Here is a 16,048-nt window from a genome sequence, read left to right on the forward strand (position 1 = left end):
CCTACCGGGGGACCGATGAACTCGATGCCTTCTGCGGCCAGAGCCTCGGCGAAGGAGGTGCGCTCGGACAGGAAGCCATAGCCCGGATGGACGGCTTCGGCGCCGGTCTGCTTGCAGGCCTGGATGATCTTGTCGGCGATCAGGTACGACTGCGCAGCAGGCGCGGGGCCGATGTGAACCGCCTCATCGGCCATCTGCACGAACGGTGCGCGGGCATCGGCGTCGGAATAGACGGCGACGGTCTGAATGCCCATGCGCCGCGCGGTCTTGATGACGCGGCAGGCAATCTCGCCCCGGTTTGCGATGAGGATTTTCTTGAACAACCCCGTAACTCCCAAGTCAGTCGCCGTGCATGAAGAAGCCGGCGTCGATCATTAAAACCATCGCAACGAACAGGGCGACGAAACCGGTCATCACCGCCCGGAGACTCAGCGCATTTCCTTCTCGTCGTCGTCACCCTGAACTTGTTTCAAGGTCCATCCCGCCGAACAGACCGTTGGTCCGAGCGGCGCAATGGATGCTGACCCGACAGGGCGGCGAAGCCAAACGAGTTCAGCATGACGGGGGTGAAGGGGTGCGCGGTGCCCCATTCGTTATTCCGCAGCTTCCAGCTTGGCGCAGCCCTTGGGCATCCGCTGGGCTTCCACTTGCGCCTCGGTCAGTTCGATCGCCATCGGCTTGATGCCGAGACGGGCAAACATCGCAGCGTCGTTGTCGTCGCCCGCGTTCGGCGCGGTGAGCAGTTGGTCGCCGGTGAAGATCGAGTTCGCGCCAGCCATGAAGCACATCGCCTGCGTCATCTCGGACATCGATTCGCGGCCCGCCGAGAGGCGCACCATCGACAGCGGCATGGTGATGCGCGCGACCGCCACGGTACGCACGAATTCCACATCGTCGATCTTGGCGAGCGGCGTGTCGGCCAGCATGTCGCCCAGCACGGTGCCCTTGACGGGAACCAGCGCATTGACCGGCACCGACTGCGGGTGATCCGGCAGGGTCGCCAGCGTATGGACGAAGCCCACGCGGTCGGCGCGCGTCTCGCCCATGCCGACGATGCCGCCGGAGCAGACGTTGATGCCCGCCATGCGCACGTTCGACAGCGTATCCAGGCGATCGTCCATCGTGCGCGTGGTGATGACCTGATCGTAACGCTCGGGCGAGGTGTCGATGTTGTGGTTGTAGTAGTCGAGACCCGCTTCGGAGAGCATGTCCGCCTGATCGGGCGTCAGCATGCCCAGCGTCATGCAGGTTTCCATGCCCATGGCGCGCACGCCCTTCACCATTTCGATGATGGCGGGCATGTCGCGGTCCTTGGGGTTGCGCCAGGCGGCGCCCATGCAGAAGCGGGTGGAGCCCTGATCTGCCGCCTGCGCCGCGCGCTGGAGCACCTGCTGCACTTCCATCAGCTTGGTCGCCTTGACGCCGCTGTTCGCCGAAACCGACTGCGAGCAATAACCGCAGTCTTCCACGCAGCCACCGGTCTTGATCGAAAGCAGCGTCGAAAGCTGCACTTCGTTATGCGGATGGCTGGCGCGATGCACTTCGGCTGCACGGAACACCAGTTCGGTGAACGGCAGGTCGAACAGCGCCGCGATTTCCTCGCGGGTCCAATCGGTACGGGGGCTGATGGCGGTCTCGGTCATAGTCATTCCTCAGGCGGTGCGCGCGGGATGACGCGCGGCCAAACCCCGGTCATAGGGCCAAGCGCGGCGTCGATCCAGCGTGGCCATCCTTATTCCGCCGCTTCCAGCGAAGAACCGAGCGGCGGCATGTTGTGGCCGAGCAGGCGCAACACGTCGGCCGCGCATTCCACCACGTTGGAGCCGGGGCCGTAGATGCCCTGCACGCCGGCATTGCGCAGGTATTCGTAGTCCTGCGGCGGGATGACGCCGCCGGCGATCACCTTGATGTCGCTGCGACCGGCTTCGCGCAGTTTCTGGATCAGTTCGGGGATCAGCGTCTTGTGGCCCGCCGCAAGGCTGGATGCGCCGACCACGTCGACCGCACTATCCAGTGCCAAGACCACGGTTTCTTCCGGAGTCTGGAACAGCGGGCCGGAAACGACGTCGAAGCCCATGTCCCCAAAGGCGGAGGCGATCACGTTCGCACCGCGATCATGGCCGTCCTGCCCCATCTTGGCGACCAGTAGCTTGGGCTTGCGGCCGAGGCGGCGTTCTACCGCAGCCACACCGTCCAGCACCTGCTGCCAGCGGCTGTCGCCCTCGTAAGGCGCGGCATAGACGCCCTTCACCGGGGTCGGCTGGGTGCCATAGCGCTGGAAGCTGTCTTCCATGGCCGAGCTGATCTCGCCCAGCGTGGCACGGGCGCGGGCGCACTCGACCGCGAGTGCCAGCAGATTGTTCTCGATGCTGGCAGGCGCGGCGGCACCATCGCGCAGGGCCTTGAGCGCAGCCTGACACTTGGCCTCGTCACGATCCGCCTTCATCTTGTTGATGCGGGCGATCTGGCCTTCGCGGACCTTGGCATTGTCCACTTCCAGCGTTTCCAGCAGGTCTTCGCTGGCAAGGCGGTACTTGTTGACGCCGACAATCACGTCATCGCCCCGATCCACGCGGGCCTGACGGGCGGCAGCGGCGGTCTCGATCATCGCCTTGGGCCAGCCCGCGGCGACGGCCTTGGCCATGCCGCCTTCGGCCTGCACGCGCTCGATGATCTCCCAGGCCTGGTCGACCAGTTGCTGCGTCAGCGATTCAATATAATACGACCCACCCAGCGGATCGACGACATTGCACATGCCGGTCTCTTCCTGGATGATGATCTGGGTGTTGCGGGCGATGCGGGCCGAGAAGTCGGTTGGCAGCGCGATCGCCTCGTCCAGCGCATTGGTGTGCAGCGACTGGGTGCCGCCCAGCATCGAGGCCATCGCCTCGATCGTGGTGCGGATGACGTTGTTATAGGGGTCCTGCTCCTGCAAGCTCACGCCCGAAGTCTGGCAGTGCGTGCGCAGCATCTTCGACCGTTCGTCCTTGGCGCCAAGCTCCGCCATCACCCGGTGCCACAGCACGCGTGCGGCGCGCAGCTTGGCCACTTCCATGAAGAAGTTCATGCCAATGGCGAAGAAGAACGAGAGGCGGCCCGCGAACTTGTCGATATCGAGGCCCGATGCCACGCCGTACTTCACGTATTCCGCGCCGTCGGCGATGGTGAAGGCAAGTTCCTGCACCTGCGTCGCACCGGCTTCCTGCATGTGGTAGCCGGAAATCGAGATCGAGTTGAACTTCGGCATCTCGCGGCTGGTGTAGCCGAAGATGTCCGAGATGATCCGCATGCTCGGCTCGGGCGGGTAGATGTAGGTGTTGCGGACCATGAACTCCTTGAGGATGTCGTTCTGGATGGTCCCGTCGAGCAGCTTGCGGTCGACGCCTTGTTCCTCGCCGGCAACGATGAAGAAGGCGAGGATCGGGATCACCGCGCCGTTCATCGTCATGGAGACCGACATCTTGTCGAGCGGAATGCCGTCGAACAGGATCTTCATGTCCTCGACGGAATCGATGGCGACGCCGGCCTTGCCCACGTCACCCACGACGCGCGGATGGTCGCTGTCATAGCCGCGATGGGTGGCAAGGTCGAAGGCGACCGAAAGGCCCTTCTGCCCCGCCGCAAGGTTGCGGCGATAGAAGGCGTTCGATTCCTCGGCGGTCGAAAAGCCCGCGTACTGGCGGATGGTCCAGGGACGACCGGCATACATCGAAGCGCGCACGCCGCGCGTGAACGGCGCGAAGCCGGGCAGGCCGGGATCGACGGTCACGTCCTCGGCAGTGTAGAGCGGCTTCACCGCAATACCCTCGGGCGTGTCCCAGGTCAGGTCCTTACCCTTGACCTCCTTGTCGGCGGCTGCCTTCCAGTCGTTGACGTCTGCCATCTTCGGCTTCCTGCATCGTCGTCCCGGACTTGATCCGGGACCGGTGTCTGTCTTTAGGCGGGCGCTGTCTTCGGGGCGCCCTGCCGCGAGTTGGGCCGTTTTAGGCCAGCGGTCCCGGATCAGGTCCGGGACGACGTGAAACTTAATGCGCTCCCTTGGGCGTTTCCATGATCTCGGTGAGCTGACCGCCCATGTCCTTGGGGTGGACGAAGAAGATCAGCGTCCCGTGCGCGCCCACGCGCGGCTCACCCAGCACGCGCTTGCCAAGGCCTTCGAACCAGGCCTTGGCGGCATGAATGTCCGGCACTTCGTAACAGATGTGGTGCTGGCCCCCGAGCGGGTTCTTCTCCAGCCACTTGCCCACGGCGGAGTCCGCCGCAGTGGGCTGGAGCAGTTCGATCTGCGTACCGGCAGTACCTTCTTCGCCGGGCGTGTTGACGAAGCAAACGCGCACCTGCTGGCTTTCGAGCACGAACGGTTCGGTAATGTCGGTGGCGCCCATCACGTCGCGATAGAACGCGATCGAGGCGTCGAGATCGGGCGTGGCGACGCCGATATGGTTGAGACGGCCCAGCTTCACGCCACATTCTCCAGCACCAGGGCGATGCCCTGCCCGCCGCCGATGCACATGGTGACAAGGCCGTACTTTCCGCCCGTGCGCTTCAACTCGTACATGCACTTGATCGCGAGCATCGTGCCGGTCGCGCCAACCGGATGGCCGATGGAGACGCCCGAACCGTTCGGATTCACCTTCTCCGGATCGAATCCCAGCACCTTGGAAACAGCGGCGGCCTGAGCGGCGAACGCCTCGTTACTCTCGATCACGTCGATCTGATCGAGCGAGAGGCCCGCGCGCTTCAGCGCTACCGGGACCGCCTTGATCGGGCCTTCGCCCATATAGGCAGGCTCGACGCCGGCATGCCCCCAGGCGACGATCTTCGCCATCGGCTTAAGGCCCCGCTTCTCGACTTCCGAAGCGGTCGCCAGCACCACGGCGGCAGCGCCGTCGTTGATGCCCGAAGCGTTGCCGGCGGTCACCGCGCCGTCCTTCTTGAAGGCCGGCTTCATGCTGCCCAGCGTCTCGACGGTGGTGTCGGCGCGGACATGTTCGTCAGTGTCGAAGACGGTTACGCCCTTGCGGGTCTTCACTTCGATCGGAAGGATCTGGTCCTTGAAGCGGCCTTCCGCGATCGCACGTGCGGCGCGCTGGTGGCTGGTCGCGGAGAGTGCGTCCATATCCTCACGGGTGACGCAATGGCGCTCGGCCACGTTCTCCGCCGTGATGCCCATGTGGTAGCCGCCGATGGCGTCCGACAGGCCGACCGTCAGCGCGTCTTCCTGCGTGTTCGCGCCCATCTTCTTGCCCCAGCGCACACCGTGGTCATGATAAGGCACGTTCGACATCGATTCCGCGCCGCCCGCGACGGTGATCCTCGCCTCCCCCAGCTTCATCATCTGCGCGGCCGAAACGATCGCCTGCACGCCCGATCCGCAGAGGCGGTTGAGCGTCAGCGAGGGTACTTCGAACGGCACGCCGGCATTGATGCCGATCACGCGGCTGAGCATCTCGTCCTTGCCGCTGGTGGGCATGACCTGGCCGATGACGATATGGCCGACGTCCTCGGGAGCAACGCCAGCGCGGGCCAGCGCCTCCGTCACCACCTTGCCGCCAAGATCGGATGGCATGAACGATTTCAGCGAACCGCCGAAGTCACCGACTGCCGTGCGCACGCCGCTGACGATGTAGATGTCTTCCATTGCCTGTTCCCAATCTGGTTGTTCGATGCGTGCCGTCTTTCGCGGCATGGAAGGGATCGCGGAACTCTCCAAAAGTAGGTGTTCCGCAGTCCCGTGGCGTCATCACAGCGGCCCCATCACAACGGAATGTTGTCGTGCTTCTTCCAGGGGTTTTCGAGGTTTTTGCTCCGCAGCTTGCGCAGCCCCAGCGCGATGCGCTTGCGGGTCGAGTGCGGGTAGATCACCTCGTCGATGTAGCCCCGGCTCGCCGCCACGAAGGGATTGGCGAAGCGGTCTTCGTATTCCTTGGTCTTCTCGGCAATGCCTTCGGGCGAGAGGCCGCGGAAGATGATCTCCACCGCGCCCTTGGCGCCCATGACCGCGATTTCGGCGGTCGGCCAGGCGTAGTTGAGGTCGCCGCGCAGGTGCTTGGACGCCATGACGTCGTAGGCACCGCCATAGGCCTTGCGGGTGATCACGGTGATCTTCGGCACGGTCGCCTCGGCATAGGCGAACAGCAGCTTGGCGCCGTGCTTGATGATGCCGTTGTGCTCCTGGTCGGTGCCCGGCAGGAAGCCCGGAACGTCCACGAACGTGATGATCGGGATGTTGAAGGCATCGCAGAAGCGCACGAAACGCGCCGCCTTCTTGGAGGAGTTGATGTCCAGCACCCCCGCCAGAACCATCGGCTGGTTGGCGACGACGCCCACGGTCTTGCCCTCGATCCGGCCGAAGCCGACGATGATATTGCCGGCATGCAGCGGCTGGACCTCGAAGAAGTCGCCCTCGTCGAGCGTCTTCCGGATCACCTCATGCATGTCGTAAGGCTGGTTGGCAGAGGGTGGGATGACGGTGTCGAGGCTTTCCTCGGCGCGGTCCCACGGATCGGCGCAGGGACGCTCGGGCACTTCCTCTCGGTTGCTGAGCGGCAGGAAGTCGAAGAAATCGCGCGCCGCCAGCAGCGCCTCGATATCGTTCTCCAGCGCGAGGTCGGACACGGAGGTCTTGCTGGAGTGCGTGACCGCGCCGCCCAGCTCTTCCTGGGTGACGACTTCGTTGGTGACGGTCTTCACCACGTCCGGCCCGGTGACGAACATGTAGGAGCTGTCCTTCACCATGAAGATGAAGTCCGTCATCGCCGGCGAATAGACCGCGCCGCCCGCGCAGGGGCCCATGATCAGCGAAAGCTGCGGCACCACGCCCGATGCGAGCACGTTGCGCTGGAACACTTCGGCATAGCCGCCGAGCGAGGCCACGCCTTCCTGGATGCGCGCGCCGCCGGAATCGTTGAGGCCGATCACCGGCGCGCCGACCTTCATCGCATTGTCCATCAGCTTGCAGATCTTCTGCGCGTGACGGTGCGAGAGAGAGCCGCCGAAGACGGTGAAATCCTGGCTGAACACGAAGACCAGTCGCCCGTTGATCGTGCCCGATCCGGTGACGACGCCGTCGCCGGGGATCTTCTGGCTTTCCATGCCGAAGTCGGTGCAGTCGTGCTCGACGTAAAGGTCGAATTCCTCGAAGCTGTCTTCGTCGAGCAGGATGTCGAGACGTTCGCGGGCGGTCAGCTTGCCCTTGGCGTGTTGCGCGTCGATCCGCTTCTCACCCCCGCCCAGCTTTGCGGCAGCGCGGCGATTTTCCATTTCGGCGATATTGGCGGACATCCGGGTTCCCTTGGCAAGTGACCTTGACGGCACGAATTATTGCCCCTGCTAGGCAGGTTGGGCGGTTCAGGTCAATAGTTTTAAGTGATCGGTTAAACCAGAAAAGTGGCAGGTTCATGCGGATTTCGCCCCACCGATGCCTTTTGCTCCCGTCCATCGCCTATGCGAAGACCACGATGTTCCACCTGCCGGCCCCGATTTCTCGCTGCATAGCAAAAAGGGCGCGGCGACCTAACGGCCGCGACGCCCTTTTTTCCATCGGACCTGGATCCCCAAGCGTCCTATTTCATCAGCACGAGCTCTTCGGACATGGTGGGATGTACCGCCACGGTCGCGTCGAAATCGGCTTTCGTCAGCCCGGCCTTCACCGCGATAGCCGCTGCCTGGATGATCTCCGGCGCGTCCGGCCCGATCATGTGCAGGCCCACCACTTTCCCGGTCGTGCCCTCGCAGACCATCTTGTAGAGCGACCGCTCGTTACGGCCCGCAAGCACGTTCTTCATCGGGCGGAAGTCGCTGGTATAGATCTCCACCGATCCGAGTTGCTGGCGCGCCTGCGCTTCGGTGAGGCCGACCGCACCGATCGGCGGATGGCTGAACACGGCCGAGGGAATGCAGGAATAATCGAGCGTCGTCGGCTTGCCGCCGAACACGGTGTCGGCGAAGGCCTGCCCCTCGCGGATCGCGACCGGGGTAAGCTGCACGCGGTTGGTCACATCGCCCACGGCGTAAACGTGATCGATGTTGGTCTGCGAATATTCGTCCACCTTGATGGCGTCCTTCTCGTCGAGTTCCACGCCAACGTTCTCAAGGCCCAGGCCTTCGACATTGGGCACCCGGCCAGTGGCGAACAGAACGCAGTCGACCTCGAGCGGCTCGTGATTGGTCATGGAGACGGTCAGCGAGCCATCGGCGTTCTTCTCGATGCCGCGGAAGTCGGCGTTGAAGCGGAAATCGATGCCCTTGGTCAGCGAGATCTGCAGCAGCCGGTCGCGCATCGATTCGTCGTAGCCGCGCAGAAGCTGGTCCGAGCGGTTGATAAGCGTCACCTTCGAACCGAACTGGTGGAAGATCCCCGCGAACTCGTTGGCGATATAGCCGGCGCCCGCGATCAGGATGCGCTTGGGCAAGGCGTCGAGATGGAAGGCCTCGTTCGAGGTGATGCCGTGCTCGTGACCAGGACAGGACGGGATCAGCGGGCGGGCGCCGGTGGCGATCAGAATGACTTTCGCGGTCTTCTTCTCGCCGCTGGCCAGCGTGATCTCGTGCGGACCGGTGATCGTGGCGCGCTCGTGGAAGATCTCGACCTTGTTGTTCTCAAGCGTCTGCGTGTAGATTCCGTTGAGGCGATCGACGTCGCCCAGCACGTTGTCTCGCAGCTTGATCCAGTCGAAGTGGCACTGCGGGATGTCCCAGCCGAAGTGGCGGGCATCTTCCAGATCTTCCGCGAAATGGGCGCCGTAGACGAGCATCTTCTTGGGCACGCAGCCCCGGATCACGCAAGTGCCGCCGACCCGGTACTCCTCGGCCACCGCTACGCGTGCGCCATGCGCTGCCGCGATCCGGCTTGCGCGAACGCCGCCAGAGCCCGCGCCGATGGTGAAGAGGTCGTAGTCGAATTCTGACATGCACTTGGCTCCTGCTGCGCCGGCTTTCTTCCGGGCACCGCGCATATGGGGCAGGTCAAAGCCGATTGCCACCGGGCGATTTGCCCGCAGCCCCGGCTCGGTCCGAAAGCTCCGCTTTACACGGCCCAAGCAACGAACCGTCGGAACGACCGCCCAACCGAGCGCAATTCAATTGTCAATCATTTCAGTTGAGTTTATAGAGGGCACATCAAATGCCGCTCCCCTACAGGACAGCCTGCGCTGGCGGACCCCGAAAAACTCCTCGATCGGGAGAAGAGAGAATGGCACGTACGCAAACACATGCCGCGTCCTTCGCGACGCACGAACAGGAACCGCTCGTCCTGCTGATCCCCGGCCTCGACGGCAGCGGGCCGGGACACTGGCAGCGCCGCTGGGCGGAAGAACTGGACAATGCCCAGATGGTCGATCTCGGCCTTTGGGAGAAACCCCATCGCAATACCTGGATCAATCGCCTGAACCATTCGGTTCAGCGCGCCGGAAGGCCGGTCGTTCTCGTAGCGCATAGCCTGGGCTGCCTGCTGACCGCCTGGTGGGCGAAATTCGAGCAGCCCGGCACCTCTTCGCCGGTGCTGGGCGCACTTCTCGTCGCGCCGCCGGAAGTGGATTTCTTTCCCCGCGACGACCGGTTGAACGGCTTCGCGCCGACCCCGAGCGACGCCCTGCCCTTCCCGTCGATCCTGGTCGCCAGCCGCAACGATCCTTGGATCGGCTTTCCCACAGCACGGCTACTGGCCCGCCAGTGGGGCAGCGCTTTCGTGGATGCGGGCGAGACCGGGCACATCAACGCGGATTCGAAGATCGGCAGCTGGGAAGACGGCAAGCGATTGCTGGCCCAGCTTACCGGGCGCCGCGCTTCTGCCGAAAGCACCCGCCATTCGTTCCCTGCGGATCGGCCGGAAAGCCTCGAATACCGGTCCTGACCGGATTGCTCCGGGTTGAGCCGGCGACAGGTCCAAGCGACCTGCCCCCGGCTTTTTCGTCAAGCAATGCCAGAAAGCTGGAGCAGCGCTTCGGTCGAAGGATCGAAGGCAGTGCCACCCTTCTCGATCTGCTTGGCGATTTCCTTGCCCAGTTCCACGCCGAACTGGTCGAAGGGATTGATCCCCATCAGCACGGCATTGGCAAAAGTGCGATGCTCGTGGAAGGCGACCAGCGCACCGAACGTCGCCGGGCTTACTTCGTCGAGCAGGATCGTCGCCGAAGGGCGGTCGCCCGCATAGGCGCGGGCCGGATCCTCGCTCGCCTTGCCCGCCATCAGGGCCGCGCCCTGCGCGAAGCAGTTCGAAAGCAGGATGCGGTGATGGGCCGGGTTGAGGTCGTCTCCCGGCGCGATCGCAGCGATGAAGTCCACCGGCACGAGGTTGGTGCCCTGATGGAGCAGCTGGAATACCGCGTGCTGGGCATCGGTGCCGACGCCGCCCCAGGTGATCGGCGCGGTCGGGCCGTCGACGGGCGAACCATCGTACTTCACGCTCTTGCCGTTCGATTCCATCTCCAGTTGCTGGAGATAGTCCGGCAGCAGCGCCAGGCGTTCGTCATAGGCGAAGACCGCGCGGGTCTGGCAGCCGCGCAGGCGTGTGTAGTACTGATCGGCGAAAGCGGCGCGAAGCGGCAGGTTGGCGAGGCCGTCGGTATCGCGGAAATGGATGTCCATCGCCGCCGCGCCGTCCAGCAGTTCCGCAAAATCGGGCCAGCCCAGCGCCATGGCCACCGGGAAGCCGATCGAAGACCACAGCGAATAGCGCCCTCCGACGCTTTCGGAAAACGGCAGGATGCGCGTTTCGTCCACGCCCCATTCGACGGCCTTGTCCGGCGCGGCGGTGAGGGCCACGACGCGGCCGTAAGGGTCTTCAACGCCATTCTCGCGCATCCATGACAGGACGCTTTCGGCGTTGGTCATCGTCTCGATCGTGGTGAAGGTCTTCGAGGCGACCGCCAGCATCGTCGTCGCCGGATCGCACCTGGCGAAGGCGGCTTCCAGCGCGCAACCGTCGATATTGGAGACGACGTGGACTTCCACCATCGCCCCGTCACGAGCCAGCGCATCGATCGCCAATGCCGGGCCGAGTGCCGAACCGCCGATGCCGACATGGATCAGGTGCTTCACCTCGCCCATGGCGCCGCGATGGATGGCCTCGACGATGGCCGCCATACGCGCGTGGTTCTCGAAAGCTGTCGCCACGCTCTCTTCATTGCCGACGCCGCGTTGAGCGGTATGTTCGGCAGCGCGGCCCTCGGTCGGGTTGACGATCTCGCCCGCGAAAAGCGCGGCGCGCCGTCCGGCGAAGTCCGTGGCTTCCGCCAGTTCCTCGAAGGCGGCGATATGGGCGGCATCGAGGTGAGTCTTGGACCAATCGAACCGGATCGCGCCGGGGCTGGTCTCGTCACCCAGTTCCAGGCGCGTCGCGAGCAGATCCAGTCGGGCCGGATCGGCGTCGAAAAGCTCGGCAAGCGTCGGTTTGGGCAATCCTTTCAGCTTGTTCCATACCGTTTCGCTCATGCCATGGTTCCTTTGTTCGGGTTGGGGCCAGCCTTATGCCCAGCGGGCAGCCCAAGGCCAAGTGCCATTCTTGCGGCCAAGCAAGGCATATACACGACGTTTTCGGTCGATACGGATGGGCTTTGGCTCGGTATCGCTCTTGACGTGAGGCCCCGCGCGCAACAAGGGTTTTGGCCATGAGCGACATCGAAACCGCGACTTCCGGCCACACCCCCGACAAGTCCGCCCCACCGCCCTCCGGTCCCCTTTCGGGCACTGGCGGAAAGCCTTCCAAGAAGGAGGCGAAAAAGGATGAGGGCTTCTTCTCCTTCCTGCTCTGGCTGGTGCTGGGCGTGGTGGTGCTGCGCAGCTTCATCATCTCGCCCTTCAACATCCCCAGCGAGTCGATGTTGCCGCGCCTGCTGAATGGCGACTATCTGTTCGCGTCGAAATGGTCCTACGGCTATTCGAAGTATTCGCTGCCCTTCAGCCTGCCGCTGATCCCCGGTCGCGTCTTCGCCAGCCAGCCCGAGCGCGGCGACGTGGTGATCTTCAAGGCCCCCCCCGGCAACGACGTGGACTACATCAAGCGGGTCATCGGCCTTCCGGGTGACGAAGTTCAGGTGAAGGCCGGCCAGGTATTCCTGAACGGCAAGGCCGTACCGCGCGCCAAGCAGCCCGATTTCGTGCTGCCGGTCACCGCGAACACCCGCTGCTACGCGCCCGAATTCGAAGGCAAGGATGCCTCCGGCGGTCCAGTCTGCAACTACCCGCAGTTCCGCGAGACCTTGCCGAACGGCAAGAGCTACAACGTGCTCGACCTTGGCCAGACGCCGCAAGACGATACCGGCGTCTACATCGTGCCCGAAGGCCACATGTTCCTGATGGGCGACAACCGCGACAACTCGCTCGACAGCCGCTTCCCGGCGATCGAGGGTCAGGGCATCGGCATCGTCCCGCAGGACAACCTGGTGGGCAAGGCCGCCGTCATGATGTTCTCCACCGATGGCGACGCCGAATGGATCAAGCCCTGGACCTGGTTCACCGCCGCCCGCTGGAGCCGGATCGGGAGCGTGATCTGAGTGCTTGAAGCTAAAGACCGCGAATTTCTCGCCGAAATCTCCGGAGCGGCTCCTGCCGACGAGGCCTTGTGGCTGGCCGCCCTCACCCACGGCAGCACCGGCGAGAAACGCAACTACGAACGACTGGAATTCCTGGGCGACCGTGTCCTCGGGCTCTCGGTCGCCGAATGGCTTTTCGAAAACAGCGAAGAGGCTGAAGGCCGTCTCTCGCAGCGCCTCAACGCGCTCGTCAGCCGCCAGACCTGCGCCGAGGTGGCACGCCGGATCGGGCTTGGCCCTCACATGCGCCTCGGCAAGCAAGCCCGTGACGACGGCGGCCTCGACAGCGACAACATCCTGGGCGACGTGATGGAAGCGCTGATCGGCGCCTGCTTCACGGAAAGGGGCTTCGAAGCGGCGCAACAGATGGTGCGCGGGCTCTGGGCCGAACCGATGCAGGGCAAGGCGGGCAAGCGCAAGCATCCCAAGTCGGCCCTCCAGGAGTGGGCGGCCGGAAACCGTCGCCGCATGCCCGAATACAAGCTGGTCGAACGTTCCGGGCCAGATCACGCCTCGCAGTTCACGGTCGAAGTGGCCGTCCACAACGTGGGTGCCGCGCGGGCCACCGCCAATTCCAAGCAGGACGCAGAGACTCGCGCTGCCGAGGAATTCATGAGAAAATTCGGGTAAGACGGCGATCGCCCCGGCAACGGGCGGTCGAGGACACAAATTCGGTTCGCGCGTGTTATGGCGTGAACTGTCCCGAAGAAATGCAGATTGCAGGCGCAGATGCCTGACCGAAGGAAATGAAATGACGGAAAAATGCGGACTCGTCGCCGTGATCGGCGCGCCGAATGCGGGCAAGTCCACGCTGGTCAACGCGCTGGTCGGGCAGAAAGTGGCGATCACCTCGGCCAAGGCGCAGACCACGCGCGCGCGCCTGCTGGGCATCGCGCTGGCCGATGAGGTGCAGATCATCCTGGCCGACACGCCCGGCATTTTCGCGCCCAAGCGCCGGCTGGACCGCGCCATGGTCGCCGCCGCCTGGGAAGGTGCGCAGGAAGCGGACGCCGTGCTGCTGGTCGTAGACCCGATCAAGAAGCGCCGCCATGAACTCGAACCCCTGCTTGAGGCGCTGGCTACCCGGTCGGAGCGCAAGATCCTGGTGATCAACAAGGTGGACGCGGGCGCCAAGGAACCGCTTCTGGTGCTGGCGCAGGAACTGACCGGCAAAGTCCAGTTCGACGAGGTATTCTTCGTTTCCGCCCTCAGCGGCGACGGTGTGCCCGAACTCAAGACCCATCTTGCCGGCCTCATGCCGGAAGGCCCCTGGCACTATCCCGAAGATCAGGTCTCCGACGCCAGCGAACGCCTGCTCGCCTGCGAGATCACGCGCGAGCAGCTCTACAAGCAGCTCCACGAAGAACTACCGTACGATGCCGCCGTGCGCCCCGAAGCCTATGAGCAACGCAAGGACGGTTCGGTCGAGATCCGCCAGCAGATCGTGGTCATGCGCGACAACCAGCGCGCCATCGTGCTCGGCAAGGGCGGCTCCAAGATCAAGGCGATCGGCGAGGCCGCCCGCAAGGAACTGGCCGAAGTGCTGGGCCAGAAGGTCCACCTGTTCCTGCATGTGAAGGTCGAGGAAAACTGGGCCGAAGCCCGTGATCTCTACGAAGAGATGGGGCTGGACTGGGTCAAGTGATGAAGCGCTTCACGTCGACGGCGATCGCTGCCGCCGTACTGATTTCCAGCGGCCAGGCTCACGCCAAGGCGCAGGCATCGGCGCCGCCGATGCCCCAGGCTCAGCCCCAGGCCCCGGCCAAGACTCCCGATTCCGGGCAATCCGCCATGGTCGACGAGAGCCTTGCAGGCCAGCGCTACGTCGCGATCGGCTCGTCTTTCGCGGCCGGTCCGATGCTGCCCCCTGCAAAATCTGGCGCGCCCGCACGCTGCGGCCAGAGCATGAACAATTATCCGACGCTGCTGGCAGAGCGTTTCGGAATGATCCTCACCGACCGCACCTGCTCGGGCGCCACGACCAACAACGTGCTTGGCCCCTGGGGGGAGATCGCACCCCAGATCAATGCCGTGACGCCCCAGACGCGGCTGGTCACGGTGACGATCGGCGGCAATGATCTCAACTACATCGGCAACCTCTTCACGGCCACCTGCCTCTACCGGGCCAGCCAACTGCCTCCGGGCAGCAAGCGGGCGGCTTGCGGTGCCGTGAAGGTGCCTACCGAAGTCGACTATGCGCGCGACGAGATGCAGATGATGGAAATCGCGCGTCGCATCCGCACCGTGGCGCCGCGCACCAGACTGGTCTTCGTGCAGTATCTCACGCCGCTGCCGCAGCCCGGATCGCTTTGCGCCGCAACGCCCGTCAGCGAGGAACATGCCGCGACCACGCGCCGCATCGGCCAGCGGCTTTCCGAAATCACCGCCCGCGTCGCCCAGGCCTACAACGCCATCGTCGTGGAAATGAACCAGACCTCGGCAGCGCATACGCCCTGCGACACGCTGCCCTGGATGATCGGTTCGCCGGAAGGCTACGACGGCAGTCAGGGCCTGCAATGGCACCTCAACTTCGCAGGAATGCAGGCAACCGCGAACGACATCGCCTGGTCGCTGACACGCAGCGGGGTCAAGGCGCCCACCCCAACGCTCACCCTGCTTCCGCAAACCGTGCAGACTCCTGCCCCGGTCATTGCCCCGCCGCCGCCCCGCCCGGCTGCGGCCACATCCAGGCCGAATGCGTCGAAAGGCGCCAGCACGTCTCGGCCCAAGCGCTGACACGAACCGGGCAGCGGCCGATGTCGATGCCCGGTTCTTTGCAGCCACGGCTGAGTTCCTAACCGCCGCGGCCGAGCAGCGAGTCTCGAAACCGCAATCCCGGCACGGCATTCCCCCCTTTGAAATCACCTGCCCGGACATTCCCGGGCCGGGAACTCGAAGGGCGCAACCATGACAGCCACGATGCCGGAGGCGGCCAGACGCACCATCGCCCGGCCCGCGATACCCTCGCCGCTGCTATATCTGGCTTGCGGGTTCGCGCTGCGGCTGCCCATGTTCGGCAAGCTCGCATTTCAGTCGGACGAACAGTTCTATCTGCTCGTCGGTCAGCGCATGGTCGAGGGCGCACTTCCTTTCGTGGACATCTGGGATCGCAAGCCTTTTGGCCTGTTCCTGCTCTATCGCGGCATGGCGGCCCTGCCGTTCGATCCGGTTCTGACATACCAGATGGTCGGCCTCGGCTTTTCCTTACTGACTGCCCTCGTGATCGAGCGCATGGCGCGGACCATAGCTCCACCCGCCGCGGCGGCGGCCTCGGGGCTGGCCTATCTTCTCTATCAGCCGGTGTTCAACGTGGCGCTTGGCCAGTCGCCGGTCTTCTACAATCTCCCGGTCGCGCTGGCGGCCCTCCTGGTGCTCGGTGCCTTCCGCCGCCCGAACGATGTCGCGCTGTTCCCGCGCGGCCTGCTGGCGATGCTGCTCGTCGGCCTGGCGTTGCAGATCAAGTATACCGTCGTCTTCGAAGGGATCGGCTTCGGCCTGCTGCTGCTAGCCTGCGG

The 16,048-nt window shown here is 64.4% G+C and carries 13 protein-coding genes and 1 pseudogene; 6 read left to right on the plus strand and 8 right to left on the minus strand.

The genetic code is table 11. The features are described from left to right. The 7 genes from RT424_RS16740 to gor form a co-directional block, all read right to left on the minus strand. The coding region (locus RT424_RS16740; protein ID WP_313440601.1) for a biotin carboxylase N-terminal domain-containing protein at nucleotides 1-323 on the minus strand (323 nt) is incomplete at its 3' end. Nucleotides 324-593: 270 nt separating this feature from the next. Continuing rightward, nucleotides 594-1,643 carry a biotin synthase BioB gene (gene bioB / locus RT424_RS16745; protein WP_313440603.1) on the minus strand — a complete coding sequence of 350 codons (1,050 nt, stop codon included), beginning with the start codon at nucleotides 1,641-1,643 and terminating at the stop codon, nucleotides 594-596. Between the two features lie 89 nt (nucleotides 1,644-1,732). Beyond that, complete coding sequence (gene scpA / locus RT424_RS16750) at nucleotides 1,733-3,883, minus strand: methylmalonyl-CoA mutase (protein WP_313440605.1); 2,151 nt, start codon at nucleotides 3,881-3,883, stop codon at nucleotides 1,733-1,735. 142 nt (nucleotides 3,884-4,025) lie between these two features. Then, complete coding sequence (mce, locus tag RT424_RS16755) at nucleotides 4,026-4,463, minus strand: methylmalonyl-CoA epimerase (RefSeq protein ID WP_313440607.1); 438 nt, start codon at nucleotides 4,461-4,463, stop codon at nucleotides 4,026-4,028. Next, nucleotides 4,460-5,641, minus strand: coding sequence for a beta-ketothiolase BktB (gene bktB, locus RT424_RS16760; protein WP_313440609.1), 1,182 nt, complete (start codon nucleotides 5,639-5,641; stop codon nucleotides 4,460-4,462). Before bktB ends, mce begins: the two co-directional genes overlap by 4 nt. 116 nt (nucleotides 5,642-5,757) lie before the next feature. Next, nucleotides 5,758-7,284 (minus strand): acyl-CoA carboxylase subunit beta, encoded by a 1,527-nt coding sequence (locus RT424_RS16765; RefSeq protein WP_313440611.1) that lies wholly within the window; start codon nucleotides 7,282-7,284, stop codon nucleotides 5,758-5,760. 281 nt (nucleotides 7,285-7,565) lie between these two features. After that, nucleotides 7,566-8,912 (minus strand): glutathione-disulfide reductase, encoded by a 1,347-nt coding sequence (gor, locus tag RT424_RS16770; RefSeq protein ID WP_313440613.1) that lies wholly within the window; start codon nucleotides 8,910-8,912, stop codon nucleotides 7,566-7,568. A 281-nt stretch (nucleotides 8,913-9,193) separates the two neighbouring features. Between gor and RT424_RS16775 the strand changes: the two genes are divergently transcribed. Continuing rightward, entirely contained in the window at nucleotides 9,194-9,853 is a 660-nt protein-coding gene (locus tag RT424_RS16775) for an alpha/beta hydrolase (RefSeq protein ID WP_313440615.1), read from the plus strand. 59 nt (nucleotides 9,854-9,912) lie between these two features. On the opposite strand, the gene pgi is transcribed toward RT424_RS16775, so the two are convergent. Further along, nucleotides 9,913-11,433, minus strand: coding sequence for a glucose-6-phosphate isomerase (gene pgi, locus RT424_RS16780; protein ID WP_313440617.1), 1,521 nt, complete (start codon nucleotides 11,431-11,433; stop codon nucleotides 9,913-9,915). A gap of 176 nt (nucleotides 11,434-11,609) precedes the next feature. Here pgi and lepB point away from each other — a divergent pair, with 176 nt between their 5' ends. The 5 genes and pseudogenes from lepB to RT424_RS16805 form a co-directional block, all read left to right on the plus strand. Further along, on the plus strand, nucleotides 11,610-12,494 hold the full coding sequence (gene lepB, locus RT424_RS16785) for a signal peptidase I (RefSeq protein WP_313440619.1): 885 nt from the start codon (nucleotides 11,610-11,612) through the stop codon (nucleotides 12,492-12,494). Next, nucleotides 12,495-13,163: a ribonuclease III gene (gene rnc / locus RT424_RS16790; protein WP_313440621.1), complete on the plus strand. Its 669-nt coding sequence runs from the start codon at nucleotides 12,495-12,497 to the stop codon at nucleotides 13,161-13,163. Between the two features lie 121 nt (nucleotides 13,164-13,284). After that, nucleotides 13,285-14,178, plus strand: a complete 894-nt coding sequence (gene era / locus RT424_RS16795; RefSeq protein WP_313440623.1) for a GTPase Era — start codon at nucleotides 13,285-13,287, stop codon at nucleotides 14,176-14,178. Further along, nucleotides 14,178-15,269: an SGNH/GDSL hydrolase family protein gene (locus RT424_RS16800; protein ID WP_313440625.1), complete on the plus strand. Its 1,092-nt coding sequence runs from the start codon at nucleotides 14,178-14,180 to the stop codon at nucleotides 15,267-15,269. The genes era and RT424_RS16800 overlap by 1 nt, the downstream gene beginning before the upstream one ends. A gap of 171 nt (nucleotides 15,270-15,440) precedes the next feature. Next, nucleotides 15,441-16,048, plus strand: a pseudogene (locus RT424_RS16805) (hypothetical protein); the annotation flags it as partial.

The sequence above is a fragment of the Novosphingobium sp. genome, from assembly GCF_032093395.1.
Lineage (GTDB): Bacteria > Pseudomonadota > Alphaproteobacteria > Sphingomonadales > Sphingomonadaceae > Novosphingobium.

Excerpts from the sequence above, each read along its gene's own strand:
- bioB (WP_313440603.1), bottom strand. The coding sequence starts at position 1,643 with ATGACCGAGACCGCCATCAGCCCCCGTACCGATTGGACCCGCGAGGAA.
- scpA (WP_313440605.1), bottom strand. The coding sequence starts at position 3,883 with ATGGCAGACGTCAACGACTGGAAGGCAGCCGCCGACAAGGAGGTCAAG.
- bktB (WP_313440609.1), bottom strand. The coding sequence starts at position 5,641 with ATGGAAGACATCTACATCGTCAGCGGCGTGCGCACGGCAGTCGGTGAC.
- RT424_RS16765 (WP_313440611.1), bottom strand. The coding sequence starts at position 7,284 with ATGTCCGCCAATATCGCCGAAATGGAAAATCGCCGCGCTGCCGCAAAG.
- gor (WP_313440613.1), bottom strand. The coding sequence starts at position 8,912 with ATGTCAGAATTCGACTACGACCTCTTCACCATCGGCGCGGGCTCTGGC.
- RT424_RS16775 (WP_313440615.1), top strand. The coding sequence starts at position 9,194 with ATGGCACGTACGCAAACACATGCCGCGTCCTTCGCGACGCACGAACAG.
- pgi (WP_313440617.1), bottom strand. The coding sequence starts at position 11,433 with ATGAGCGAAACGGTATGGAACAAGCTGAAAGGATTGCCCAAACCGACG.
- lepB (WP_313440619.1), top strand. The coding sequence starts at position 11,610 with ATGAGCGACATCGAAACCGCGACTTCCGGCCACACCCCCGACAAGTCC.
- era (WP_313440623.1), top strand. The coding sequence starts at position 13,285 with ATGACGGAAAAATGCGGACTCGTCGCCGTGATCGGCGCGCCGAATGCG.
- RT424_RS16800 (WP_313440625.1), top strand. The coding sequence starts at position 14,178 with ATGAAGCGCTTCACGTCGACGGCGATCGCTGCCGCCGTACTGATTTCC.